Source organism: Pseudomonas sp. R9.37, assembly GCF_963878885.1.
Classification (GTDB): Bacteria; Pseudomonadota; Gammaproteobacteria; order Pseudomonadales; family Pseudomonadaceae; genus Aquipseudomonas.
In genome coordinates this window covers 148,651-174,615 of record NZ_CAWNZA010000049.1, presented here as the reverse complement: position 1 = coordinate 174,615, position 25,965 = coordinate 148,651, and the positions used below count along the sequence as shown (strand labels likewise).

Here is a 25,965-nt window from a genome sequence, read left to right as displayed (position 1 = left end):
TTACTCCAAAAACAGGCTGGCGGGTTGTTCGAGCAGGCCGCGAATGGCCTGGATGAATTGCGCCGCGTCCATGCCGTCGACCACGCGGTGATCAAAGGAGCTGGAGAGGTTCATCATCTTGCGGATCACGATCTGGCCCTTGATCACCATCGGCCGCTCAACAATGCGGTTGACGCCGACGATGGCCACCTCCGGCAGGTTCAGCACCGGCGTGCTGACGATGCCGCCCAAGGCGCCGAGGCTGGTCAGGGTAATGGTCGAACCCGACAGCTCGTCGCGACTGGCCTTGCCATTGCGCGCGGCGGTGGCCAAACGCGCGATTTCCTCGGCATTGCCCCACAGGCTGCGCGCTTCGGCGTGACGCACCACTGGCACCATCAGGCCGACATCGCTCTGGGTGGCGACGCCCACATGCACCGCACCAAGGCGGGTGATGACTTGGGCTTCGTCGTCGTACCGCGCGTTGATCTGCGGAAAATCGCGCAACGCCACGACCATGGCGCGCACGATAAACGGCAGCAGGGTCAGCTTGCCGCGCGTGGCACCGTGCTTCTCGTTGAGGTGCACGCGCAACTCGTCGAGGGCGGTGACGTCGATTTCTTCCACGTAGCTGAAATGCGCGGCGCGCCGGGTGGCGTCCTGCATGCGCTGGGCAATCTTGCGGCGCATGCCGATCACCGGGATTTGTTCTTCGTCGGTGCGTTCGGCATAGGGGTTGGCAGCGGTTTTATTTTGCGCCGGACGCTGGAGCAAGAAAGCCTCCAGATCTTCGTGCAAAATCCGGCCCGCCGGACCAGAGCCCTGCACCAGGCGTAGCTGGATGCCAGCATCCAAGGCATGTTTGCGCACGGCAGGGGAGGCCAGTGGGCGTTCGTCAGCTTCACGGGCAACGTGTGCTTGAGCTGCAACCACAGGCGCGGGCGCAGGCTTGCTTGGCGCTGGCGCGGGTTTGGCTTCAGCAACCGCAGCTGGTGCGGGCGCAGGCGCAGCGTTTGCCGGTGCAGCCACCGCCGGTACATCCTTGGCGTTACCCGCGCCTTCCACTTCAATGCTGATCAAAATACTGCCCACGGCCATGACTTCACCCGGCTCGCCGCCGAGGGAAATCACTTTGCCGTGCACCGGCGAGGGAATGTCCACCATCGCCTTGTCAGTCATCACATCCGCCAGCACTTGGTCTTCAACCACCAGGTCGCCGACCTTTACGTGCCATACCGACAGTTCAACTTCTGCGATGCCTTCGCCAATGTCCGGCATCTTGATAACGTGCGTGCCCATTCAGACCTCCATGACCCGTTTCAACGCCGCGCCCACACGGGACGGCCCTGGGAAATACGCCCACTCTTGCGCGTGCGGGTAGGGGGTGTCCCAGCCGGTGACGCGTTCGATCGGCGCTTCCAGGTGATGGAAGCAATGCTCTTGGACCAGCGACACCAGCTCGGCACCAAAACCGCAGGTGCGCGTGGCTTCGTGCACCACCACGCAACGGCCGGTCTTTCTCACCGACTTGACGATGGTTTCCAGGTCCAGCGGCCACAGGCTGCGCAGGTCGATGACCTCGGCGTCGATGCCGGTTTCTTCGGCGGCCACTTGCGACACATACACGGTGGTGCCGTAGGTCAGCACGGTGACGGCCGAGCCCGGACGCACGATCGCGGCGACGTCCAGCGGCACGGTGTAGTAACCATCCGGAACTTGCGCTTGCGGGTGTTTCGACCACGGCGTCACCGGGCGGTCGTGGTGGCCGTCGAACGGGCCGTTGTACAGGCGTTTGGGCTCGAGGAAGATCACCGGGTCGTCGTTTTCGATCGAGGCAATCAGCAGGCCTTTGGCGTCATACGGGTTGGATGGCATCACCGTGCGCAGGCCGCAGACCTGGGTGAACACCGCTTCGATACTCTGGCTGTGGGTCTGGCCGCCATAGATGCCGCCGCCGCAGGGCATGCGCATGGTCAGCGGCGCAGTGAACTGGCCGGCCGAGCGATAACGCAGGCGCGCAGCTTCGGAGATGATCTGGTCGGTCGCGGGGTAGACGTAGTCGGCGAACTGGATTTCTGCCACCGGGCGCAGGCCGTAGGCGCCCATGCCCACCGCCACGCCGACGATGCCGCTTTCGGAGATCGGCGCGTCGAATACCCGCGAGCTGCCGTACTTGTTCTGCAAGCCCTCGGTGCAACGGAACACACCGCCGAAGTAACCGACGTCCTGGCCGAATACCACCACGTTATCGTCACGCTCAAGCATCACATCCATGGCCGAGCGCAGGGCCTGGATCATGGTCATGGTGGTGGTGGTCATGGCGGTTTCCACTTCGATACGGTTGTTGTGATCGTTCATGGTCAGATCCCCAACTCTTGACGCTGGCGCTTCAAGTGCTCCGGCATCTCTTTATAAACGTCTTCGAACATGGTCGCGGCGCTTGGAATCTGGCCGCCGGCGAGGGTGCCGTACTGTTCGGCTTCTTTTTGCGCCTTGACCACTTCGGCCTCAAGTTCGGCACTGACCGCCGCGTGTTCCTCTTCGGACCACTGGCCAATCTTGATCAAATGCTGCTTGAGGCGCGTAATCGGGTCGCCGAGCGGGAAGTGGCTCCAGTCATCGGCGGGGCGGTATTTGGACGGATCATCCGAGGTCGAGTGCGGACCGGCGCGGTAGGTGACCCATTCGATCAGCGTTGGCCCGAGGTTGCGGCGCGCACGCTCGGCCGCCCAGGCGGAGGCGGCGTACACGGCGATAAAGTCGTTGCCGTCCACGCGCAGGGAGGCGATACCGCAACCTACGCCGCGTCCGGCGAAGGTGGTGGCTTCACCGCCAGCAATGGCCTGGAAAGTGGAAATGGCCCACTGGTTGTTGACCACGTTGAGAATCACCGGCGCACGGTAGACGTGGGCGAAGGTGAGGGCGGTGTGGAAGTCGGATTCGGCGGTGGCGCCGTCGCCGATCCAGGCCGAAGCGATTTTGGTGTCACCCTTGATCGCCGAGGCCATGCCCCAGCCCACACCTTGTACGAATTGGGTGGCGAGGTTGCCGGAAATAGTGAAGAAGCCAGCGTCCTTGACCGAGTACATGATGGGCAACTGGCGGCCCTTGAGCGGGTCGCGCTCGTTGGACAGCAGTTGGCAGATCAAGTCCACCAGCGGCACTTCGCGCGCCATCAGAATGCTTTGCTGGCGATAGGTGGGGAAACACATGTCGTCGATGTTCAAGGCCAGGGCCTGGGCGCTGCCGATGGCTTCTTCGCCGAGGCTTTGCATGTAGAACGACATTTTTTTCTGCCGCTGGGCGACCACCATGCGGTTGTCGAAGATCCGCGTCTTGAGCATGGCGCGCATGCCTTTGCGCAGGATCTCGACAGGCACGCCTTCGGCCCACGGGCCAAGGGCCTGGCCCTGGTCGTCGAGCACGCGAATCAGGCCCTTGGCCAGGTCAGCGGTGTCGGCGGGTTCTACGTCAATGGCGGGTTTGCGCACCAGGCCAGCGTCGGTCAGACGCAGGTAGGTAAAGTCGGTCTTGCAGCCTGGGCGTCCCGAGGGTTCAGGAACGTGCAGGCGCAGTGGTTCGTACTGCTGGGTCATGGCTTTCTACGCTCTATCTTGTGAATTTCTTGTAGTGGGCGCGCTAGCTGACAGTCCGTCTCCGGGTAGGAGAAATCTTGTCCTACAACAATCATAGGCGTGGCGTAGAAGAATATTTATCTGTGTTTCGTTGCGCTCGCGATCATTTGCGGATAAAAAAACTGCATAAACATAATAAACAGGTGATTTTGTCTCATGCGCAAACTGGACCGTACCGATATCGGCATTCTCAACGCCCTGCAGGAGAACGCGCGCATCACTAACGCCGACCTGGCCCGCTCGGTCAACCTGTCACCCACACCGTGTTTCAACCGGGTCAAGGCGATGGAAGAGTTGGGCCTGATTCGCGATCAGGTCACGCTGCTCGATGCCGATTTGCTCGGGCTGCACGTCAACGTGTTTATTCATGTGAGCCTGGAAAAGCAGAACGAGCTGGCGCTGCAGCAGTTCGAAGGTGCGATCTCGGACCGCCCGGAAGTGATGGAGTGTTACCTGATGGCCGGTGATCCGGACTACCTGATCCGCGTGCTGGTGCCGACGATCCAGTCGCTGGAGCGCTTCATGATGGACTTTTTGACCAAAGTGCCCGGCGTCGCGAATATCCGCTCCAGCTTTGCGCTCAAGCAAGTGCGCTACAAAACCGCGCTGCCCCTGCCGGCCAACGGCATCAGCCTGGGCACATAACCTCAGCCGCGCCGCTGTAAAAATGTGGGAGCAGGCAAGCCAGCTCCCACAGGGGGTTCGGCGTCCTTACAGCTGGTTAAGCGGAATCTTCAGGTAAGTCACCCCATTCCCCTCAGCAGGCGGCATATGGCCCGCCCTCACATTCACCTGAATCGCCGGCAACAACAGCGTCGGCATCCCCAGCCCGGCATCACGTTTCGTGCGCATCGCAACAAACGTCGCCTCATCCACCCCGTCATGCACATGAATATTGCCCGCGCGCTGTTCCGCGACTGTGGTCAGGCACTTGGCCTCGCGGCCTTCAGGCGGGTAGTCATGACACACGTACAGTTCGGTTTCCAAAGGAAAGGCCAGCAACTTACGCATCGACGCATACAACTGCCGCGCATCGCCACCCGGGAAATCGCAGCGCGCCGTGCCCACGTCCGGCATGAACAGTGTGTCACCCACCAGAATCAAGCGGTCGTCGATCAAGTAGGCCATGTCCGCCGGGGTATGCCCGGGCACATGCAGCGCCTGCGCTTTCAGGTTGCCGATATGAAAGACCTCATCCGGCGCAAACAAATGGTCGAACTGCGAGCCATCGACGCGAAATTCCGGCTCCAGGTTGAACAGGTTCTTGAACACGTCCTGGACCTTGCTGATCGACTGACCAATGGCGATCTTGCCGCCCAGCGTACGGCGCAGGTACGGCGCGGCAGACAAGTGATCGGCATGCGCATGGGTTTCCAGCAGCCATTGCACCTGCAGGCCGTGCTCACGCACAAACGCGATGACTTTGTCGGCCTGGGCCGTGTCGGTGCGCCCGGAGGCCGGGTCGTAGTTGAGCACCGAGTCGACGATGGCACATGGGCCGCCGTTCGTTTCATGGATGACGTAGGTGAATGTCGACGATGCCTCGTCCAGAAAAGCGTGAATCAACGCTGGCATGGCGGCTGTCCCTGTTGAGGAAGAAAAACGGTGAAGAAAAAAGTCGTTACAATCAGTTTACGTTTACACATAATGTTTTGAGCTTAAGTGACGTAAAGGACCCGAAGCAAATGGAATCTACTCTGAGTGAAGGCGAAGTCGCCCAGTTGCGCGCATCGGCGTCCAAGGCCTGCTCCTTGCTCAAGGCGTTGGCCAACGAGGACCGTTTGTTGATTCTGTGCCAATTGACCCAGGGCGAGCGCAACGTGGGTGAGCTGGAAGCGCTGACCGGCGTGCGCCAGCCCACGCTGTCTCAACAGTTGGGCATCCTGCGTGACGAAGGGTTGGTCGCCACCCGTCGGGAAGGCAAATACATTTTCTACGGGCTGGCCAGCCATGAAGTGATTCAAGTGATGAAAACCCTGTCCGGGCTGTACTGCGGCGCGGTCATGAAAAGCTGGGCGTGACGCCATCCGGCAGCGACCCTTGTGTGCATGTAAAAGAAAGGCGATTGACCATGAATGACCAACACTGTGGCCCTACCATCAGTGGCGATATCGTAGTCATCGGCGGCGGTTCGGCGGGCATCGGCCTGCTGGCCAGCCTGCTCAAACGTGACCCGCACCTGAACATCACCCTGATCGAACCGAGCGACTATCACTGCTACCAGCCGGCCTGGACCCTGGTCGGCGGCGGCGCCTACGACGTCAAAAAGACCCGGCGGCCACTCGCCGATGTGCTGCCCAATGGCGTCACCTGGGTGCAGGCCGCCGTCACCGAAGTGCTGCCCGAGGCGCAGACCCTGGTGCTCGACAGCGGCCAGCGCGTCACCTGGAACAACCTGATCGTGTGCCCCGGCCTGCGCCTGGCCTGGGAAAAGGTCGAAGGCCTGCAAGACACCTTGGGCCAAAACGGCGTGACCTCCAATTACAGCTACGAGCATGCCGCCTACACCTGGCAACTGGTGCAGCAGCTCAAGGGCGGCAAGGCGATTTTTACTCAGCCGGCCATGCCGATCAAATGCGCGGGGGCGCCGCAAAAGGCGATGTACCTGTCCTGCGATCACTGGCTCAAACAAGGCCATCTGAAAAACATCGACGTCGAATTCGATCTCGCGGGCGCCGCGCTGTTTGGCGTCGCGACCTTTGTGCCGCCATTGATGAAGTACGTCGAAAAATACCAGGCACGCCTGGCGTTCAATTCCAACCTGGTCAAGGTCGATGGCCCGGCGCGCAAGGCCTTGTTCGAGGTGAAAGACGCTGCGGGCACGGTCACGGTTCAAGAGAAATCCTTCGACCTGCTGCACGTGGTCCCGCCGCAAGTCTCTCCGGACTTTATCCGCCTAAGCCCGCTGGCCGACGCCGCCGGCTGGTGTGAAGTGAACCCCCACAGCCTGCAACACCTGCGTTACCCACACATCTTTGGCCTGGGCGATGTGTGCGGCACCACCAATGCCAAGACCGCTGCCGCTGTGCGCAAGCAGATCGTGGTGGTCGCTGAAAACCTGCTGGCCCTGCGTCAACAGGCGCCGCTGCCGCTCAAGTACGACGGCTATGGTTCCTGCCCACTGACGGTGGAGAAGGGCAAGGTGGTACTGGCCGAGTTCGGCTACGGCGGCAAACTGCTGCCGACCTTCCCACTGGACCCGACCCGGGCGCGCCGTTCGATGTGGTTTCTCAAGGCCACGCTGCTGCCGTGGTTCTACTGGAACGGCATGCTCAAGGGCCGCGAGTGGCTGACCCGTCTGAGCAAGGTGGATTAAATGCTGCTGGCAAGCGTGTTGGGCGTGTTGATGGGCCTGGTCATGGGCCTCACGGGTGCGGGCGGCGGCATCCTTGGGGTGCCGGCGCTGGTGCTGGGGTTGGGCTTGACGATGACCCAGGCGGCGCCGGTGTCATTGCTCGCGGTGGGCGCGGCGGCGGCGGTCGGCGCAATCGACGGCTTGCGCCATGGTCTGGTGCGTTACCGCGCGGCCTTATTGATCGCCTTGCTTGGCGCACTGTTTTCGCCCCTGGGTGTATTTTTCGCCCATCAACTGCCGGAGCCCGTGCTGATGGGGCTGTTCAGCGCATTGATGGTGCTGGTGGCCTGGCGCATGTTGCAGCGCGAAAAGGTCGACGCCGGGCCCAGCGATCATGGCGCCGCGTCGTGGGGCCAGAAGAACTGCATGCTTGATCAGCAGACCGGGCGCCTGGCCTGGACGGCCAAGTGCAGCGCCACGTTGGCCGCCCTCGGCGCGGTGACCGGTGCGGTGTCGGGTTTGCTCGGCGTGGGTGGCGGCTTTCTGATCGTACCGGCGTTCAAGCAGCTGACGGATGTGCAGATGCGCGGCATCGTCGCCACCTCGTTGATGGTGATCAGCCTGATCTCGCTGATTGGCGTCTCGGGTGCGTTTCATGCCGGGGTGAGCATCGAGCCTGTGGGCTGGGTGTTTATCGGCGCGAGCATCGTCGGCATGCTGATTGGGCGGCGCCTGTGTTCAGTGATCAAGGCGCGCACCCTGCAAGTCGGCTTTGCCAGCCTGTGCGTGGTGGTGGCTATTGGCATGGTGCTCAAGGCCACACTCTGACCGACCTGAAATACATTCCAACGGTGGGAGCGGGCTTGCTCGCGAAAGCGGTGTGCCAGACACCGAATGAGTCGACTGACCCACCGTCTTCGCGAGCAAGCCCGCTCCCACCGTTTTGAACGTGCCCGTTCAAGAGTTCAATTGCTGCCCTGACATGGCAAGATGAACGTCTCTCAGGTTTACTACTCCCTGAGTAATGGATTCACCGACCTTGCACGTCGGCTTATCAAGGCCATCGAATGGACAAATACACCCCCCACACCTGGCAGCCCCACGAGCGACCGAGCCTGCCCGGCTCGCCGTCGACGCCGCTGCACCCCACGCACAAGCGCTGGTTGTTCGCGATGGTCGGCGTGCTGGTGGCAATCACCGGTGGGCTGGGCAACGCGCTGGTGATCGCCAACCTGCAATATTTGCAAGGCGCCTTGGGCGCGACCACCGCCGAAATGGCCTGGCTGCCCGCCGCCTATGTGATGACCAATGTGTGCATGAACCTGCTGCTGGTGAAGTTTCGCCAGCAGTTTGGCCTGCGCGCGTTCACCGAGGTGTTTTTGGTGCTGTATGCGCTGGTCACCTTCGGCCACTTGTTCGTCAACGACCTCAGCTCCGCCATCGCGGTGCGGGCGGCCCACGGTATGGTGGGCGCGGCGCTGAGTTCGCTGGGTTTGTACTACATGATCCAGGCGTTCCCGGCCAAGTGGCGCATGAAAGCCCTGGTGCTCGGCCTGGGCACGGCGCAGCTGGCACTGCCGCTGGCGCGGTTGTTCTCTGAAGACCTGCTGCAGATTGCCGAGTGGCGCGGGCTGTACCTGTTCGAACTGGGCATGGCGCTGATCTGCCTGGGTTGCGTCTTCCTGCTCAAACTGCCGCCCGGCGATCGCTTCAAGACCTTTGAAAAACTCGATTTCCTCACCTTCGGCATCCTCGCCACCGGCGTGGCGCTGCTTTGCGCGGTGTTGTCGCTGGGGCGTATCGATTGGTGGCTGGAAGCCCCGTGGATCGGCGTGGCCTCGGCCTGTTCCCTGGTATTGATCATGGCCGGCCTGGCCATCGAGCATAACCGCGCCAACCCATTGCTGATGACCCGTTGGCTGGGCAGTGGGGTGATGATTCGCCTGGCCCTGGCGGTGGTGTTGATTCGCATGGTGTTGTCGGAGCAATCCACTGGCGCCGTGGGCTTCATGCAAATGTTGAACATGAGCTACCAGCAGATGCACACCCTGTACGTGGTGATGCTGGCCGGTGCGATTGCCGGGCTGGTGGTCAGTGCGCTGACGATCAACCCGGCGCACCTGTTGATGCCCTTGATCATCTCCCTGGCGCTGATGGCCACCGGCTCGGTGATGGACAGCTTCTCAAGCAACCTGACTCGTCCCCAGAACCTGTATATCAGCCAGTTCCTGCTAGGCTTTGGCGGCACCTTTTTTCTGGGGCCGACCATGGTGCTGGGCACGCGCAACGTGCTCACCAACCCGCGCAACCTGGTGAGTTTTTCGGTGATGTTCGGCATCTGCCAGAACCTTGGCGGCCTGATAGGCGCGGCGTTGCTGGGCACTTTCCAGATCGTGCGCGAGAAGTATCACTCCAGCATGATCGTCGAACACCTGACCTTACTGGACCCGCGTGTGGCCGCGCGGGTGCAAAGTGGCGGTTCGGCGTATGGCGGTATCATCGCCGACCCGCAATTGCGCAACCTGATGGGCATTCGCAGCCTGGCCACGGCGGCCACGCGTGAGGCGAATGTGATGGCCTACAACGATGTGTTCATGTTGATTGCGATCATCGCGATCCTCACCATGCTCTGGATCTTCATCCGCAGTCTGTGGCTGATGAGCACCACCAAAGCAGCAGCCCCTCCCGTTCAACCCAGCGGCGTTACTTCATGACCGAAACAACCACGACCACCACCAACGCCATCGCCTCCACCCCGGAAGGCACCGCTCCACCGGGAGCAACCGCGACTGAGCCACGCTCACTGCGGGTGCGCATCATCTCATCGCTGGGCTTTGCCGCAATTGCCATCGTCGGCGTGCTGATCGTGCTGTATGCCTGGCAATTGCCGCCCTTCAGCAGCGCCGTGGAGAGCACTGAAAACGCACTGGTGCGCGGCCAGGTGACGATTATCGGCCCGCAACTGAGCGGCTATGTGTATGAAGTGCCGGTGCAGGACTTCCAGTTTGTCAAGGCCGGCGACCTGCTGGTGCGCCTGGATGATCGCATCTACAAGCAGCGCCTCGACCAGGCGTTGGCGCAACTGGCGGTGCAGAAAGCCTCGTTGGCCAACGTGGTGCAGCAACGCAACAGTGCCGAAGCCACCATCAAGCTGCGCCAGGCCGCGCTGGTCGACAGCCAGGCCCAGGCGCGAAAAAGCACCGCTGACTTGCGCCGTAACGAAGAGCTGATCAGCGATGGCTCGGTGTCCAAGCGTGAACTGGACGTGACGCGCGCCGCCAATGCCCAGACCATCGCCGCCGTGGCCCAGGCCCAGGCCAGCCTGGAAATCGCCCGGCAGGACCTGCAAACCGTGATCGTCAACCGCGGTTCACTGGAGGCCGCCGTGGCCAGTGCCGACGCGGCAGTGGAGCTGGCGCGTATTGACCTGTCCAACACCCGTATCCTCGCGCCGCGTGACGGCCAGCTCGGGCAGATCGGCGTGCGCCTGGGCGCCTTCGTCAACTCCGGTGCGCAGTTGATGGCATTGGTGCCGCCCCAGCTGTGGGTGATCGCCAACATGAAAGAAACCCAAATGGACAATGTGCAGGTGGGCCAGCCGGTAACCTTCACGGTGGACGCGCTGAACCACCGCAAGTTTCACGGCACGGTGCAGCACATTTCCCCGGCGACCGGTTCGGAATTCAGCCTGTTGCAGGCGGACAACGCCACCGGCAACTTTGTGAAGATCGCCCAGCGCGTGCCGGTGCGGATCACCGTTGACCCGGATCAGGCCGAGAGCGAGCGCCTGCGGCCGGGGTTATCGGTGGTGGTGAGTATCGACACGGCGGGGCGCCTGAAAGACACCCCGCCCTGACACAGTACAGGTCACCCTGTGGACGCGGGCGTGCTCGCACAAGCGCAGTGCCGGAGAGCGCGTGGTTACCGACCCACGGCTTTCGCGGGCAAGCCCGCGTCCCCATGGGCACTGTATTTGAGGGTGAAATCGAGTTGGGTCGACTGGCCTTGCTCCAATAATCTCAGCCCCGGATTGCCGGGCAGGTGATGCGCATTCACCGGATGGCTCACCGGCTCGATGCAAAAGAATGCCAACCCCGGCGGGCAATACAGCAGGAAGTAATCCGCCCCGGTCGCCCGGCATTCCAGGGTGTAGCCCAAGTGCGGCTGCTCGATCCGGCAATGCCCGTCCCACTGGCAGAACCCATTGTCCACCAGGCCTTCGGGCAGGGTGTTCAAAGTGCTGAAATCCCAAGCCTGCGGCACTGGCGCCAATCCTGTGGGCAGCTTTGAGGCATCACTCATCCACACCTGCCCAGCCTTGGCCTGCAACCGCGTGCCCGACGTACGCGGCAAGTACGGGTGCAAGCCCAAGCCATGCCACGCCGCCTGTTCGGCCAGATGCGTTACGCGCAACGCGATGCTCAGCTCACCGTCGCGCAAGGCAAAGCGCTGTTCGGCGTGATAGGCGAACGGCGTGTCGCACCGCAGACCCAGCACCACTTCATCCGCCGCCTGGCTGACCACATGCCACGCCTGTTGCCAGGCCGAACCGTGAATCGGCAACGGATCGGTCAGGCTGTTGGCGGTGAGCGCCAGCCAGCCGTCGGGGTTATCGAAACCGCCTTGGGCGATCCGGTTGGACCAGGGCGCCAACGGATAGCACCCCAACTTGCCCGGTAAACCGGTATTTACCGCGTGCTCGTCACTGTGTCGCAACAACGGCTGCCCGGTGGCGCGCACCGACCAATTGACGATGCTGCCACCCAGGGCCGGGGCCAGGGTGAGGTGGGTGAGTGGGTCGCTGAGCTCGATCAAGTCTGAAAGCATGGGTGTCCCGCCGCATGAATAAACCAACACAGAGGTGATTTGTGGACGCTGGCAAGCCTGCGTCCACCGTTGAACCTCGGCCTCGGATACAGGGCTACAGCACCAGGCCCGGCAGCCACAGCGACAGCGCCGGGATGTAGGTGACGGCCATCAGCACCAGAAACAGCACGCCATAAAACGGCAGCAGGGCTTTGACGGTTTTCTCGATACTGACCTTGCCCACCGCCGCGCCGACAAACAGCACTGCGCCCACTGGCGGGGTGATCAGGCCGATGCCCAGGTTCACCAGCATGATCATGCCGAAGTGCACGGGGTCGACGCCGATGCCGAGAATCACCGGCAGCAGGATGGGCGTGAGGATGAGGATCAGCGGCGCCATGTCCATCACGGTGCCGAGCAACAGCAGCATCATGTTGATGCACATCAGGATCACGTAGCGGTTGTCCGACAGGGTCAGGAACATCGTGGTGATCTTCGCCGGGATCTGCATCAGGGTCATGATGTAGCCGAAGCTGGCGGCGAAGGCGATCAGGATCATCACGATGGATATGGTGCGCACCGTGCGGTGCATCAGCTTGGGCAACTCACGCCATTTGTAGTCGCGGTAAATGAACATGGTCACGAAGAACGCCCACAGCACGGCAATCGCGGCGGACTCGGTGGCGGTGAAAATACCCGAGAGGATGCCGCCAAGAATGATCACCATCGCCATCAGGCCCCACAGCGCGTCGACGCAGATTTTCAGCGCCTGCTTCAGCGGGATGACTTCACCTTTGGGGTAGTCGCGTTTCTTCGCGAAGATCAGGCACAGCACCATCAGGCACGCGCTCATCAGCAGGCCCGGGACCACGCCGGCCATGAACAGCGAGGCGATCGACACCGTGCCGCCGGCCGCCAGGGAATAGAGCACCGAGTTGTGGCTGGGCGGGGTCAGCAGCGCCTGTACCGAGCCGCTGATGGTCACCGCCGTGGCGAACTCCCTGGGGTAGCCGCGGCGTTCCATTTCCGGAATCAGCACCGAGCCGACCGAGGCGGTGTCTGCCACTGATGAGCCGGAAATGGCGCCGAAAAACGTCGAGGCCATGATGTTGACCAACGACAGGCCGCCGCGCACAAAGCCCACCAGCACGCCGGCAAACGCCACCAGCCGGCGCGACATGCCGCCTTCGGCCATGATCGCCCCGGCGAGCACGAAGAACGGAATCGCCATCAGCGAAAATTTGTTCACCCCGCCTGCCACCTGAATCATCAAGGCCTGGAACGGAATGTCGATCCACCACGCGCCGATCAGCGCCGACAGCCCCAGGGCGTAAGCGACCGGCATGCCGATCAGGATCAACGCGATAAAGCTGCCCAACAGAATCAATGCGTCCATGTCAGGCAGCCCCTTCGCTTTCTTCAACCAGGTCAAAGCGCACCACGCGCCGGTGGCTCTGGTCGCCGAGCAGGAGTTTTTCCAGCACGAACACCAGGGTCAGTAAGCCGCCGATCGGGATCGGCATATAGGTGATGCCCACTCGCAGGGTGGGGATGGCGCTCATGAACTGGTTCCAGGTAGACAGGCACAGCTTGCTGCCCCAAATCGTCATGAACAGGCAGATGGTCGCCATCAACAGTTGCGAGACGATGCCGACGAGTTGGCGTTGGCGCGGTGGCAGGCGGTCGGTGATCATCGCCACCGACATATGCGCCCCGGCGCGGTAGCTGGCGGCGGCGCCGATAAAGGTAAACACCAGCATCAGCAGGATGGCGCTGGGCTCTGGCCAGCTTGCGCCTGTGCCGAGGATGTAGCGGGCGAAAATGCCCCAGGGGATGATCAGCGCGACGCCCAATACCGAGAGGCCGGCGACCCAGATGCAGGTCATGTAGAGGCGGTCGTTGAAGCGCAGCAGTTGATTCTTCATGGCGTTCACCGTAACCGGGCACGTCAAAGCGGACCGCGCCGGGCCTGACTAAGAGGAGGAGGGGGCTTACTCGACGGCGTCGATGCGCTCGATGATGTCGGCGTAAGCTGCGCCGTACTTCGCGCGAACAGGCGCGGTGGCCTCATAGAAGGGCTTTTTGTCGACAGTGATGAACTCGACGCCGGCGGCCTTGAGCTTGGTTTCGCTGCTGGCGGACTTGGCGTCCCACAGCACGCGCTCATCGGCCTGAGCAACCTTGGCGGCGTTTTTCACCATGTCCTGTTGCACGGGGGTGAGTTTGTTCCAGGTGATTTTCGACATCACGATGGGTTCGGGCAGGATCAGGTGTTCGGTGAGGGTGTAGAACTTGGCGTTCTGGAAGTGGTTGTGCTCCAGCAGGGTCGGCGGGTTGTTTTCCGCGCCGTCAATCACGCCGGTCTGCAATGCGCTGAAGATCTCGCCGGTGTCCATGGCAATGCCGTTGGCGCCCATTTCATTGAAAGCGTCGATAAACAGCGGGTTGCCTTGCACGCGAATCTTCATGCCTTTGAGGTCTTCGATCGTACGCACCGGTTTCTTGGTGTAGATATTGCGCGTGCCGCCGTCCATCCAGGCCAAGGCTACCAGGCCGAATTCGGAGTCGGTGATCTTGGCGAGAATCTCGTCGCCGATCGGGCCGTCGATGACCTTGCGCATGTGCGCCTGGTCGCGGAACACGAACGGCAGGTTGAACACGTTCACGTCCGGCACCACCGGGCCGACGATGCCGAGGCTGACCCGGGTCATCTGGATCGCGCCAACCTGGGCCTGTTCGACGACTTCTTTTTCAGAGCCCAGGACACCGCCTGGGAAGTACTTGAAGGTCAGTTCGCCGTTGCTTTGCTGGGTCAGGGCTTTGCCCATGTTCTGTTCAGCAACGACGGTGGGGTAGCCGGCGGGATGGATGTCGGCGAACTTGATTTCCAGCGCGTGGGCGGCGCTGCTGAGGGCAACGAGTGTGGCGGCGAGCAAGTTGCGTTTGAAGTCCATGGAATGTCACTCCTGTGTTGTTATTTTTGTATTCAAGGCATAGCCATGCAGCTAGAGGGTGAAACGGGGTTCGGGCAGTCCTTGTACGCCAGGGTTGAGGGCGAAGACGCCGCCGGACAGCGACTGTTCACTGTGGTCATCACGGATCGAGGTGACAAACAAGGTGTCCAGGCGGCTGCCGCCAAAGGCGCACATGGTGGGTTTTTTCACCGGCACGGTGAGGGAACGGTCCAGGCGTCCGTCGGGGGTAAAGCGATGAATCAGCCCCGCGTCGTTGGCGCAGATCCAGTAGCAGCCGTCGGCGTCGACGGCCGCGCCGTCGGGGCGACCGAGAAACTGATGCATGTCGACAAACACGCGACGATTGGAGGGCGTGCCGGTCTCGGTGTCGTAATCGAAGGCCCAGATCTGCTGCACCAGCGGGTGTGAGTCCGAGACATACATTGTGCGGCCGTCCGGGCTGAATGCCAGGCCGTTGAGGGTGATAAACCCGCCCAGCTGGGCATGCGGCGCGCTACCACAGGCATAGCGGTAGAGCGTGCCCTGGGCCGCATTCAAGCCCATGTTCAACACCATGCTGCCGGCCCAGAAGCGACCCTGGCGGTCACAGCGGCCGTCGTTGAGGCGCATGTCGGGGCGCGGGTGCTCGACGCTCGCCAGCGCGGTGGTGTCCAGGCTGCCGTCATCGTGTGGTGTGAGTTGGAAGAACCCGGTTTCCATCCCGGCGACCCAGTTGCCTGCCGTGGTGCGCGCAATGCAGGCGAGCATCTGCGGGGCTTTCCAGGCGGCACTGTGGCCGCTGGCAGCGCTCCAGCGCTGCAGGCCGCCGTTGGGGATGTCCACCCAGTACAGCGCGTTTTCCTCAGGCACCCACACCGGGCATTCGCCCACGGCATTGCGGGCGTCAACAATCAGTTCAGCAGTCATGGCAACTCATTCCCTTGGGTGTGCAGTCAGTCACCGAACGGCCCCGCCGCGCAGAAGGCGCCGCCCTGATAGACCTTGGCCGGGTCATCGGCGGCCACCGGTGGCTGGGTTTCGACTTGGGCGCGGAACACTTCGGAGCTGTCCTTGGGGGTGAAACCCAAGTGCGCGGCGTAGCGGTTGTCCCACCAGGTATCGAGGTTGTCCGACATGCCGTAGACCACTGTGTGACCGACGTTCGGCGTGTACAGCGCGCGCTCGAGCAGCTGAGTGAGGTCATCGAAGCTCAGCCAGGTGTGCATCATGCGGCGGTTCTGCGGTTCGGGGAACGAGGAGCCGATGCGGATGCTCACGGTCTCGATGCCGTAGCGGTCGAAGTAGAAACTTGCCATGTCTTCGCCATAGGACTTGGACAAACCGTAGTAGCTGTCCGGGCGGCGAGGCGAGCGGGCGTCGAGGGTTTCGCCTTGCTTGTAGAAGCCGATCACGTGGTTGGAGCTGGCGAAGATCACACGCTTCACGCCGTGGCGGCGAGCGGCTTCATAGATGTGGAACACGCCGCTGATATTGGCGCCGAGGACCTCTTCGAACGAGCGCTCCACTGACACGCCGCCGAAGTGCAGGATGGCGTCGACGCCTTCCACCAAGTGGTGCACGGCTTGTTTATCGGCCAGGTCACAAGGTTGCACTTCCTCGGATGCATCGGCCGCCGGCGCCATGTTGGCGATGTCCGACAGGCGCAGGACTTGGGCGTAAGGGCGCAGGCGTTCGCGCAAAACTTTTCCCAGACCGCCGGCGGCACCGGTGAGCAGCAGGCGGTTGAATGGAACAGGCGTGATGGTAGAGGTGGTCATGAGGGTTCCATTGTTGTTGTAGGTTGTCGTATGACTTGCGGGAAGTATCGTTAGGGATTCCCCAGGTTGTCAACGCTGCCAGACGACAGGTATGAAAAAAGTGGGAGCTGGCTTGCCTGCGATAGCCGTCTGTCAGTTGATAGGTGTTTTGCTCAAACACCGCTATCGCAGGCAAGCCAGCGGCCACATTCACCGCATTACAGCAGCGAAATCGGATAGCTGATAAAAATCCGATTCTCATCAAATTCATTGTTGCTGAAGTCCCGACGCAGGGTCGAATTCCTCCACCGCACGTTCAAGTCCCTCAGCGCGCCGCTTTGCACGGTGTAGGCCAGTTCCGATTCGCGTCCCCATTCCTTGCCGTCGGTGATCGCCCCGGTGTGCACGTTACTGCCGCTGATATAGCGGTTCATCATGGTCAGCCCCGGAATACCAAGCACCACAAAGTTGAAGTCATGGCGCACCTGCCAGGATTTTTCCTTGGCGTTATCGTAGCTGGCGTTGTAACTGTCGTTGGCGAGCGTGCCGCCGCTGGTGCCGTTGACCCGCATCCACAGGCTGTCACCGGTGAGTTTTTGCAGGCCGACATAAAACGTGTTGCCGTTGTAGCGGGCCGAGAGCAGGGCGGACACGGTCTTGTTGTCGAGGTCTCCGGCCAGGGCGCTGCCGTCTTCCTTGCCGTTGAAATAACCGAGGTTGGCGCCCAGGGTCCAGTTGCCTACCGGCTGGCTGTGGGTCAGGTTGAAATACTGCTGCTGGTAGATATCCGTCAGCTCGGCATACCAGACGCCGACCTGTGTGCGCTTGTCGTTGAAGCTGTACTCGCCGCCGCCAAAGTTGAAACGGTCGGAGGTGAACGCGGCTTTACCGTTCATGAACATGTCTTCCATGCTCGCGTCATTACGGGGGCTGTTGCCGCGAAACTGTCCGCCGTAGAGCGTCAAGCCGGCAATTTCATTGGACGTGACCTGACCACCGCGAAAGGTCTGGGGCAGCGAGCGGCCGTCGTCCGAACGCAGGATCGGCAGCACCGGCATCCATTCGCCGACTTTCAGTTCGGTCTTCGACAGTTTGGTTTTCAGGGCCACGCCCAGACGGCCGAAATTGTCGGCGGGCCGGCCGTCGCTGTGGATCGGCAGCAGCTGCGTGCCGCCGGTGCCTTTGCCGCCATCGAGCTTTTGCGAATACAGGCCCAGCACATCAATCCCAAAACCCACAGTGCCCTGGGTGAAGCCGGATTTGGCATCGAGGATGAAGTTTTGCGTCCACTCTTCGGCCTTGGCCTGCGGGTAGGTCGGGTTGGTGAAGTTACGGTTGAAGTAGGCGTTGCGCAGGTTGAGCGTGGCTTTGGCGTCTTCAAGGAAACCGTCGGCCTGGGCGCTGAGGGGCAGGGTGAACGCCAGGCTGCCGAGGCCAATAAGGCCGATACGCGAGGAGGAATTGCGGGCGAATTGATTCACAGAGAAGCTCCCTTTTTCTTTTGTTGTTTTTATTATTTGTTATACGTTGTCGTACAACATTGGGCGGGATATTTACGGGGTTTTCGTGGGGTGTCAAGCGGAAGTTGTACGATGACGCCGGGTGTTCCGATCAAAAGCCGGCACAGTTAATGTAGGTGCTGGCTTGCCTGCGATGCAGACACCTCGGTGTATCAGGTGCACCGAGTGGATGCCATCGCAGGCAAGCCCGCTCCCACATCGATTGCATGTCAAAAGAGATGTTCAGTTGGCCATGACCATCGGCGGAAGGGTGCCCAGGAGCGAAACGGCGGCAACTGCACACACCCCCAATCCCCACTCCAGCATCACACTGGCCTTCAAACTGGCCCGGCGCTCTTCGCAGCGCTCAATACGCAACCGGTTCAGCAACGCCAACGCCAGCATGCCCAGCACCAGCAGCACTTTGATCAACAGAATCAGCGCGAACCCGTTGAACAGCGGTGTGGGCCACAGTTGCCCGGTCAGTACGCGCACGTTGATCAAGCCCGTCACCAGCAACCCGCCGACCAGGCCATAACCCACGCCGCTGAAGCGCTTGAGGATCGGCTGCAGCGCGTAGCCCTGCGGCTGCCTGAAGATCAGCACCAGCACGAGCAGCCCGCCGAGCCACGCGCCGACGCACACCAGGTGCACCACTTGGTTGAGGATCAGCAATTGCCCGCTCAAGCCATTGAGCATGGCGCCGTGGCCCACAGGTGCCAGCGTTGCCAACAGCAGCGCAGTCAGTGGCAGGCGCAGGGCGGGCCAGGGTTTGATCAGCGCGATCACCAGCAACAGGTTCAGCAGCAGATGCCAGACCCACACCTGGCCGAAAAAGGTCTTGCCCAGCACCAACTGCACGGTGGCCGGTTGCAAGGCCGCGTCCCAGCTGCCAGCCATGCTGGCGGTGATCAGCAGCAGCCAGGTCACGCCAGAGCCCAGCCCCAGCCAGGCCAGCGCGCGGGTGAGGCGCAGCAGTTGCCGGTCCAGCGCCGGCTGCGGTTCAGCGCCCAATAGCCAGGGCCTGAACACACAGGCCCCGAACATCAACAGCACGACGATGAAATGCAGGAAGCGGCACAGCACCAGCAGGGTCGCCATGGGTTATTGGCCGACCTTGAAGCTGTAACTGCCTTCACTCTTGTGGGTGTCCACGGACACGGCGTGCCATTCCACTTTGTAGGTGCCGGCCGCCAGCGGTGCCGCCGGCGTGACCACCAGGACTTTCTTGTCGGCGTCCGGGGTTTCCAGGCCTTTGATCGCGACTTCGGTGCCGTCCTTGCTCAGGGACACTTTGGTGAACGTCGCTTCAACGCCTTCGGTGAAGGTCAGGCGCAGGTCGGCGGGCGCGGCGACGGAGCTGTCAGCCGCCGGTGTCGAACTCTTGAGGTGGGCATGGGCAAAGGCTGCCGAGGCGCCCAGCAAGGAGGCGAGCAGGGCGACGGTGGTCAGGGTTTTCTTGATCAACATTGTTCAATACCTTCAGGTTTAGGGAGTCGGTAAGGCCATGTGCAGCAAGGGAAAGGGTTTGCCTTCGCCATCCAGCGGTGAGCGCGCGACCTGGATAAAACCATAGTGCAGGTAGAAGCCCACGGCCTGCGGGTTTTGTTCGTTCACATCCACCGTCAGCGTGTCGTGGCGTGCGCGGGCGTGGTCGAGCAATTGGCGGCCGATGCCCTGGCCACGGCGATCGGGGTCGATAAACAGCATTTCTACATTGTGCCCGCCGGTGCCGATAAAACCGGCGATGCCGTTCTGGTCTTCATAGACCCAAACATCGAGGGCCGGCATCGGCAGGTAAGCGTCGCGTACCAGTGGCAGCAAACGCTGGATGTCATCCTCGGGGAGGAAGTCATGGGTGGCCCGCACCGAGCGCTCCCACAGTGCTCCCAGCACTGGGTCGTCGGCGGCCACGCGAGGTCGGATAGTCATGGCAATGATCCTTCATGGGGATCGCGATCCTAACCAATCCGTTTTGCAGGGGAAAGGTTCGCGTAAGAAGTTTCATTATGCCCTGTCGCCGCGATCTAGAGCCGATGGTAGTCTTGAGGCCATGTTGTTGTCGGGGAGCCCTTATGGGCAATCACAAGATCGGAATTCGGCGGGTCAACGTCGAAAAAATCCTGCTGGCGGCGGAGAAAATCTTCGCTGAAAAAGGCTACGGCAGCACCGCCATGGCTGACATCGCTGAAGAAGTGCAACTGCCACGCTCCAACCTGCATTACTACTTCACCACCAAAAGCGAACTGTACAGCGCGGTGCTGTTCGACCTGCTGGAGCTGTGGAAGCAGGATGCCCTGAGCTTTGAAACCTTTGATGATCCGCGGGTGGTGCTCAGCAGCTACATCCGCGCCAAGATGCAGCGCTCGCGTACGCGGCCCTATGGCTCGAAAGTCTGGGCCAATGAAATCATCCACGGTGCGCCGACGCTCGGTGAGGCGCTGGACGAAAGCCTGTACGACTGGGCCAAGATGAAAGAAGCGAAAATTCGCCAGTGGGTGGAGGACAAACGCATCCTGCCAGTGGAACCGTCTAGCCTGCTGTACATGATTTGGGCATCCACCCAGCACTATGCCGACTTTGACCACCAGGTGAAGATTCTGAATGAACACCAGCCGTTGTCGGACATGCAGTTCGAAAAGGCGATTCAGACGGTGACCGCGGTGATTTTGCGCGGGATTGGGTTGGAGCCTTGAGCCTTGTGTGAGGGCTGATGGCCCTATCGCAGGCAAGCCAGCTCCCACAGTTGACCGCGTTTTGCCTGAAGGAATGCTGTCGGCTGTGGGCGCGGGCTTGCTCGCCAAGGCGGTCCAGTGGGGTTGGAGCCTTGAGCCTTGTGTGAGAGGGCTGATGGCCCTATCGCAGGCAAGCCAGCTCCCACAGTTGACCGCGTTTTGCCTGAAGGAATGCTGTCGGCTGTGGGCGCGGGCTTGCTCGCCAAGGCGGTCCAGTGGGGTTGGAGCCTTGAGCCTTGTGTGAGGGCTTATGGCCCTATCGCAGGCAAGCCAGCTCCCACAGTTGACTGCGTTTTGCCTGAAGGAATGCAGTCGACTGTGGGGCTGGCTTGCTCGCCAAGGCGGTCCAGTGGGGTTGGAGCCTTGAGCCTTGTGTTAGGGCTGATGGCCCTATCGCAGGCAAGCCAGCTCCCACAGTTGACCGCGTTTTGCCTGAAGGAATGCTGTCGGCTGTGGGCGCGGGCTTGCTCGCCAAGGCGGTCCAGTGGGGTTGGAGCCTTGAGCCTTGTGTGAGGGCTTATGGCTCTATCGCAGGCAAGCGCGCTCCCACAGTTGATGGGTGAACACATTCAAGTGTGGGAGCTGGCTTGCCTGCGATAGCGGTCTACAGGACTACACCGCCTCCCGATACGGATTTCGTGGGTCCTGCGTCCAATTCAAAAACGGCTTGCCCGTTTCCATCGGCACCATCTCGATGCAATCGGCCACCGGGCAGGTGATCTGGCACAAATTGCAGCCCACGCACTCATCATCGATCACCTCGTATTTATGCGTGCCATCCACTTGCTTCAAGCTCGCAATAGCCTGGTGCGACGTGTCCTCACAGGCAATGTGGCAACGCCCACAGCCAATGCAGGCTTGCTGGTCAATCTTGGCGGTCACCTGATAATTGATATCCAGGTACTTCCAATCGGTGGTATTGCCCACCGCGCGCCCGGAAAATTCCTGCAGGCTTTTGTAGCCTTGGCTGTCCATCCACCGCGATAGGCCGTCCTTCATCTCTTCCACAATCCGAAACCCATGCAGCATCGCCGCCGTGCACACCTGCACCGCGCCGCAACCCAGCGCGACGAATTCCGCCGCGTCGCGCCAGTTGCCGATGCCGCCAATCCCGCAGATCGGCAGGCCTTGGGTCTGCGGGTCGCGGGCGATTTCCGCGACCATGTTCAACGCGATCGGCTTGACGGCCGAGCCGCAATACCCGCCATGAGTACTTTGGGTGCCGACCACCGGCAGGGCGACCATGCGCTCAAGGTCGACACTGGTGATGGAGTTGATGGTGTTGATCAGCGATACCGCGTCCGCACCGCCGCGATACGCCGCACGCGCGGCCACGCGGATGTCAGTGATATTGGGCGTGAGCTTGACGATCACCGGCAGCGAGCAATACGTCTTGCACCAGCGCGTCACCTGTTCCACGTACTCCGGCACCTGGCCGACCGCTGCGCCCATGCCTCGCTCGGGCATGCCGTGGGGGCAACCGAAGTTCAGCTCGATGCCGTCGCAGCCGGTGGCTTCCACCAGCGGCAGGATGTTTTTCCAGGATTCTTCAACGCAGGGCACCATCAGCGACACAATCAGCGCGCGGTCCGGCCAGTCCTTTTTCACCTGGGTGATTTCGCGCAGGTTGATCTCCAGCGAGCGGTCGGTGATCAACTCGATGTTATTGATGCCCAACACTTCACGGTTGGCGCCGAAGTGCGCCGAGTAGCGTGACGACACGTTGACCGCCGCCGGGTCTTCACCGAGGGTTTTCCAGACCACGCCGCCCCAGCCGGCTTCAAAGGCGCGGACCACGTTGTAGGCCTTGTCGGTGGGCGGTGCGGAGGCCAGCCAGAACGGGTTGGGGGCTTTGATACCGGCGAACACAATCGAGAGATCGGCCATTACGCAGCCTCCACATTCAGCATGAGTTGGGCGTGCATGGCTTCAGCTGCCAGCTTGCCGTGTTGTACCGCCTGCACGGTGAGGTCCTGGCCAAGGCTGACGCAATCGCCGCCGGCGTACACCCCGGGAATACTGGTGCGCAGGTGTTCGTCGACAAAGATGCGTTCGCCCACGCGATGCAGTTGCTGGGCCAGCGGGTCGTGCAATGCTTCGTTGTCGAAGCCCTGACCGATGGCTTTGAAAATCGCATCGGCAGCCAGTTCGAAGGTCTCGCCGGTAGGGTGCAGGCGGCCGTTGTCCATGCGTGTGCGAGCGAAGCGCATGCCGCGCACGTGGCCTTGATCATCGAGCAACACTTCTTCGGGTTGGGCCCAGGTCAGCAGGCGCACCTGATTGGCCTTGGCGATGTCCTGCTCGTGGTGGGTGGCACCCATGTCCGCCAAGCCACGGCGGTACACCAGGTTCACATCGCGGGCGCCAAGGCGGGCCATTTGCACGGCCATGTCGATGGCGGTGTTGCCCGCGCCAAGCACGATGCAGCGGTCGGCCAGCGGCAGTTGGGTAAGGTCATCGGCCTGGCGCAATTCGCGGATGTAGTCGGTGGCGGCCAGCAGGCCGGGGGCGTCCTCGTGTGGCAGGCCGAGCTGTTTGCTGGCGGCGAGGCCGAGGCCAAGAAACACGGAGTCGAATTGCTGGTGCAGCTCGCTCAAGGTCAGGTTGTCACCCAGGCGCTGGCCGTGGCGGATCTCGATGCCGCCAATCTGCAGGAGGAAATCCAGTTCCTTCTGGGCAAAGTCATCCACCAGTTTGTACTTGGCGATTCCGTATTCATTCAGGCCGCCGGCTTTTTCCCGCGCTTCGAAAATCACCACGTCATGGCCGTGCAGGGCGGCGCGATGCGCACAGGCCAACCCCGCAGGCCCGGCGCCGACCACGGCGATGCGCTTGCCGGTGGGCGCGGCGCGCTGGAAGGGGTGTTCGCTGAAGTGCGCGTTGTCGATGGCGTAGCGTTGCAACAGGCCGATCAGCACCGGCGCGCATTCTTCGGCGTTGTTACGCACGCAGGCCTGCTGGCACAGAATTTCGGTGGGGCAAACCCGTGCGCAACTGCCGCCGAGGATGTTGGCCGAAAGAATCTTCTGCGCCGCGCCCTGAACGTTTTCAGTGTGGATATTGCGAATGAACGACGGGATATCGATCTCGCTGGGGCACGCATTGACGCACGGCGCGTCGTAGCAATACAGGCAGCGCGACGCTTCAAGTGCAGCCTGGCGCGCATTGAGGGGCGGCGCCAGGTCGGTGAAATGGCTGGCGAGTGTCGGCCCATCTTCATGGGGATGGGGGAGGTGGGTCAGGGTCTGGATCACGGTTTTGGCCTCACGGTTATTGAGGTGCTGCCTCTGATGGGCATTGGTTTTTGTGTTGCCTGGGCTGGCCTTGTCGCAGGCAAGCCAGCTCCCACCGTTGGATTGTGTAAACCCGATCGAATGTGGGAGCGGGCTTGCCCGCGATTGGCGGTATCAGCGTTTCACAGCGACAGGCCTGGAATGCTCCGCCCGCTTGCTCAACTGCTCGAACACCGACGGGTACGCCGGGCGTTCTACATACCGCCCGGCGCCGCGTTCGGCACGCAGGTCGCCATCGGCCCAGACCAGCTTGCCCTGGCTGACGGTGTGGCTCGGCACGCCGCGTACGGTCTTGCCTTCGAAGATATTGAAATCGACTTTCTGGTGGTGGGTCTTGGCCGAAATCGTCCGCGTACCCTCGGGGTCCCACAGCACCAAGTCAGCATCGGCACCCACGCGAATCGCGCCTTTGCGTGGGTAAAGATTGAAGATCTTTGCGGTATTGGTGGAAGTCAGCGCGACAAATTCCTGCATCGACAGGCGCCCGGTGTTGACGCCTTCGTGCCACAGCAACGCCATGCGGTCTTCGATACCGGCAGTGCCGTTGGGGATTTTGCTGAAATCGTCACGGCCGGCGGCTTTTTGCTCGGCGCAGAAGCAGCAATGGTCGGTGGCGGTGGTGTGCAGGTTGCCCGATTGCAGGCCGTGCCACAGTGCCTCCTGATGCCCGCGCGGGCGGAATGGCGGGCTCATCACGTAGCCGGCGGCGGTTTGCCAGTCAGGGTGTTGGTAAACGCTGTCGTCGAGCAGCAGGTGGCCGGCGAGCACTTCGCCGTACACCGCCTGGCCCTTGCCACGGGCATAGGTGATTTCATCCAGCGCCTCCTTGGTCGATACGTGCACCAGGTACAGCGGCGTGCCGATGGTTTCGGCGATACGAATCGCACGGCTGGCGGCCTCGCCTTCGACCTGGGACGGGCGCGACAGCGGGTGCGCCTCCGGCCCGGTGATGCCCTGGGCCATCAGCTTGCGTTGCAGGTGATACACCAGCTCGCCGTTTTCTGCGTGCACTGTCGGCACTGCGCCGAGTTCAAGGCAGCGCTCGAAGCTGGCGACCAGTGTGTCATCAGCCGCCATGATCGCGTTCTTGTAGGCCATGAAATGCTTGAAGCTGTTGATGCCGTGGTGGCTGACCAGTTCGGCCATTTCCTCGCGCACCTGTTCGCTCCACCAGGTGATCGCCACGTGAAAACCGTAGTCGGAGGCAGACTTTTGCGCCCAGCCGCGCCACTGATGGAAGGCTTCCATCAAGGATTGCTGCGGGTTGGGAATCACAAAGTCGATGATCGAGGTGGTGCCGCCCGCCAGGCCTGCCGCGGTGCCACTGAAAAAGTCTTCACTGGCCACAGTGCCCATGAAGGGCAATTGCATATGCGTATGCGGATCGATGCCGCCGGGCATCAAATATTGGCCACTGCCATCGAGTATTTCAGTGCCGGCGGGAATATCCAGATCCGTGCCAATAGCGCGAATTAGACCGCCTGCGCAAAACACATCGGCGCGGTAACTTTCATCATGGGTAATAACGGTGGCGCCACGGATCAACAGCGACATGTCGAGTTCCTCACAGGCTTGACCGGCTTGTGCCAGTTCTAAGTGTTGTAATGCTGCTTGCCGATGAACAATTAAATCCTGTCATCGGTGACAGGAATAGAAACTAGCCGGAGTTTTTCGAATGAGCAAGAAGATTTTTTATAAGCTTATATTGGTTTTAAGTCATTGATTAATAATAATAAAAATATAAATTCACCAAAATGTGGCGACCGTTCACCATTTTGACGCACTTGACAGGTTCTCGATTTGAACAACATTTCTTATTGCAAATCAGACGCTTGAGACATGCCCCTTGACGGCGACAGGAAATAAAAATAATTGTGTTGCACCAGATTGAGTCCTGACAGTTCGGCAACTTCGCATTATGTAGCCTGAGTGAGGCGGCAAGTTCCGAAGGCGCAATCGGAAAGCTGATTAACATCAGCACGTTATATAAGCGGTGCGGGTTCAAGGTGGCA

24 protein-coding genes are annotated in these 25,965 nt (G+C 61.4%); 7 read left to right on the top strand and 17 right to left on the bottom strand.

Features of this window, described 5'->3' with window-relative positions; all coding sequences use genetic code 11:
• Genes AACU78_RS28230 through AACU78_RS28220 form a run of 3 tightly spaced genes read right to left on the bottom strand, consistent with a single transcriptional unit; the run spans position 1 to position 3,575 of the window.
• Positions 1-1,278 (bottom strand): dihydrolipoamide acetyltransferase family protein, encoded by a 1,278-nt coding sequence (locus tag AACU78_RS28230; RefSeq protein ID WP_106578878.1) that lies wholly within the window; start codon positions 1,276-1,278, stop codon positions 1-3.
• Positions 1,279-2,337, bottom strand: coding sequence for an alpha-ketoacid dehydrogenase subunit beta (locus AACU78_RS28225; RefSeq protein ID WP_106578877.1), 1,059 nt, complete (start codon positions 2,335-2,337; stop codon positions 1,279-1,281).
• 2 nt (positions 2,338-2,339) lie between these two features.
• Positions 2,340-3,575, bottom strand: a complete 1,236-nt coding sequence (locus AACU78_RS28220) for a 3-methyl-2-oxobutanoate dehydrogenase (2-methylpropanoyl-transferring) subunit alpha (RefSeq protein WP_106578876.1) — start codon at positions 3,573-3,575, stop codon at positions 2,340-2,342.
• A gap of 195 nt (positions 3,576-3,770) precedes the next feature.
• Here AACU78_RS28220 and bkdR point away from each other — a divergent pair, with 195 nt between their 5' ends.
• A complete protein-coding gene (gene bkdR, locus AACU78_RS28215) occupies positions 3,771-4,259 on the top strand; it encodes a Bkd operon transcriptional regulator BkdR (RefSeq protein WP_106578875.1) in 489 nt (162 codons plus the stop codon).
• 66 nt (positions 4,260-4,325) lie between these two features.
• Here the strand turns inward: bkdR and AACU78_RS28210 are convergent, their stop codons facing one another.
• Positions 4,326-5,189 carry an MBL fold metallo-hydrolase gene (locus AACU78_RS28210; protein ID WP_106578874.1) on the bottom strand — a complete coding sequence of 288 codons (864 nt, stop codon included), beginning with the start codon at positions 5,187-5,189 and terminating at the stop codon, positions 4,326-4,328.
• Positions 5,190-5,299: 110 nt separating this feature from the next.
• On the opposite strand from AACU78_RS28210, the gene AACU78_RS28205 reads away from it, so the two are divergent.
• From AACU78_RS28205 to AACU78_RS28185, 5 genes are all read left to right on the top strand, one after another.
• Positions 5,300-5,635: an ArsR/SmtB family transcription factor gene (locus AACU78_RS28205; RefSeq protein WP_016974127.1), complete on the top strand. Its 336-nt coding sequence runs from the start codon at positions 5,300-5,302 to the stop codon at positions 5,633-5,635.
• A 50-nt stretch (positions 5,636-5,685) separates the two neighbouring features.
• The gene (locus tag AACU78_RS28200; protein ID WP_106578873.1) at positions 5,686-6,930 is read left to right on the top strand and encodes an NAD(P)/FAD-dependent oxidoreductase; all 1,245 of its coding nucleotides are present in this window, start codon (positions 5,686-5,688) and stop codon (positions 6,928-6,930) included.
• Complete coding sequence (locus AACU78_RS28195; protein ID WP_106578872.1) at positions 6,931-7,737, top strand: sulfite exporter TauE/SafE family protein; 807 nt, start codon at positions 6,931-6,933, stop codon at positions 7,735-7,737.
• Between the two features lie 239 nt (positions 7,738-7,976).
• On the top strand, positions 7,977-9,623 hold the full coding sequence (locus AACU78_RS28190; RefSeq protein WP_106578871.1) for an MFS transporter: 1,647 nt from the start codon (positions 7,977-7,979) through the stop codon (positions 9,621-9,623).
• Positions 9,620-10,765, top strand: coding sequence for an HlyD family secretion protein (locus AACU78_RS28185; RefSeq protein ID WP_106578870.1), 1,146 nt, complete (start codon positions 9,620-9,622; stop codon positions 10,763-10,765). Before AACU78_RS28190 ends, AACU78_RS28185 begins: the two co-directional genes overlap by 4 nt.
• A gap of 65 nt (positions 10,766-10,830) precedes the next feature.
• Here AACU78_RS28185 and AACU78_RS28180 read toward each other — a convergent pair whose 3' ends face one another.
• The 10 genes from AACU78_RS28180 to AACU78_RS28135 form a co-directional block, all read right to left on the bottom strand.
• Positions 10,831-11,736 (bottom strand): aldose 1-epimerase, encoded by a 906-nt coding sequence (locus AACU78_RS28180; RefSeq protein ID WP_177410112.1) that lies wholly within the window; start codon positions 11,734-11,736, stop codon positions 10,831-10,833.
• 94 nt (positions 11,737-11,830) lie between these two features.
• The gene (locus AACU78_RS28175; RefSeq protein WP_106578869.1) at positions 11,831-13,111 is read right to left on the bottom strand and encodes a TRAP transporter large permease; all 1,281 of its coding nucleotides are present in this window, start codon (positions 13,109-13,111) and stop codon (positions 11,831-11,833) included.
• Between the two features lies 1 nt (position 13,112).
• Entirely contained in the window at positions 13,113-13,640 is a 528-nt protein-coding gene (locus AACU78_RS28170) for a TRAP transporter small permease (protein WP_106578868.1), read from the bottom strand.
• 66 nt (positions 13,641-13,706) lie between these two features.
• The gene (locus AACU78_RS28165) at positions 13,707-14,669 is read right to left on the bottom strand and encodes a TRAP transporter substrate-binding protein (protein WP_106578867.1); all 963 of its coding nucleotides are present in this window, start codon (positions 14,667-14,669) and stop codon (positions 13,707-13,709) included.
• A gap of 51 nt (positions 14,670-14,720) precedes the next feature.
• Positions 14,721-15,596, bottom strand: a complete 876-nt coding sequence (locus AACU78_RS28160; protein ID WP_106578866.1) for an SMP-30/gluconolactonase/LRE family protein — start codon at positions 15,594-15,596, stop codon at positions 14,721-14,723.
• 26 nt (positions 15,597-15,622) lie between these two features.
• The gene (locus AACU78_RS28155; RefSeq protein ID WP_106578865.1) at positions 15,623-16,447 is read right to left on the bottom strand and encodes an NAD-dependent epimerase/dehydratase family protein; all 825 of its coding nucleotides are present in this window, start codon (positions 16,445-16,447) and stop codon (positions 15,623-15,625) included.
• Between the two features lie 197 nt (positions 16,448-16,644).
• On the bottom strand, positions 16,645-17,907 hold the full coding sequence (locus AACU78_RS28150) for an OprD family porin (RefSeq protein WP_106578864.1): 1,263 nt from the start codon (positions 17,905-17,907) through the stop codon (positions 16,645-16,647).
• 261 nt (positions 17,908-18,168) lie between these two features.
• The gene (gene copD / locus AACU78_RS28145; RefSeq protein ID WP_106578863.1) at positions 18,169-19,026 is read right to left on the bottom strand and encodes a copper homeostasis membrane protein CopD; all 858 of its coding nucleotides are present in this window, start codon (positions 19,024-19,026) and stop codon (positions 18,169-18,171) included.
• Positions 19,027-19,029: 3 nt separating this feature from the next.
• Positions 19,030-19,395: a copper homeostasis periplasmic binding protein CopC gene (gene copC / locus AACU78_RS28140; RefSeq protein WP_106578862.1), complete on the bottom strand. Its 366-nt coding sequence runs from the start codon at positions 19,393-19,395 to the stop codon at positions 19,030-19,032.
• Positions 19,396-19,413: 18 nt separating this feature from the next.
• Positions 19,414-19,857, bottom strand: a complete 444-nt coding sequence (locus AACU78_RS28135) for a GNAT family N-acetyltransferase (protein WP_106578861.1) — start codon at positions 19,855-19,857, stop codon at positions 19,414-19,416.
• 143 nt (positions 19,858-20,000) lie between these two features.
• Here AACU78_RS28135 and AACU78_RS28130 point away from each other — a divergent pair, with 143 nt between their 5' ends.
• Positions 20,001-20,621: a TetR/AcrR family transcriptional regulator gene (locus AACU78_RS28130; protein WP_106578860.1), complete on the top strand. Its 621-nt coding sequence runs from the start codon at positions 20,001-20,003 to the stop codon at positions 20,619-20,621.
• Between the two features lie 651 nt (positions 20,622-21,272).
• Here AACU78_RS28130 and preA read toward each other — a convergent pair.
• From preA to hydA, 3 genes are all read right to left on the bottom strand, one after another.
• On the bottom strand, positions 21,273-22,547 hold the full coding sequence (gene preA, locus AACU78_RS28125) for an NAD-dependent dihydropyrimidine dehydrogenase subunit PreA (protein WP_106578859.1): 1,275 nt from the start codon (positions 22,545-22,547) through the stop codon (positions 21,273-21,275).
• Complete coding sequence (locus AACU78_RS28120; RefSeq protein ID WP_106578858.1) at positions 22,547-23,914, bottom strand: NAD(P)-dependent oxidoreductase; 1,368 nt, start codon at positions 23,912-23,914, stop codon at positions 22,547-22,549. The genes preA and AACU78_RS28120 overlap by 1 nt, the downstream gene beginning before the upstream one ends.
• A 153-nt stretch (positions 23,915-24,067) precedes the next feature.
• Entirely contained in the window at positions 24,068-25,507 is a 1,440-nt protein-coding gene (gene hydA / locus AACU78_RS28115) for a dihydropyrimidinase (RefSeq protein WP_106578857.1), read from the bottom strand.
• Positions 25,508-25,965 lie beyond the last annotated feature (458 nt).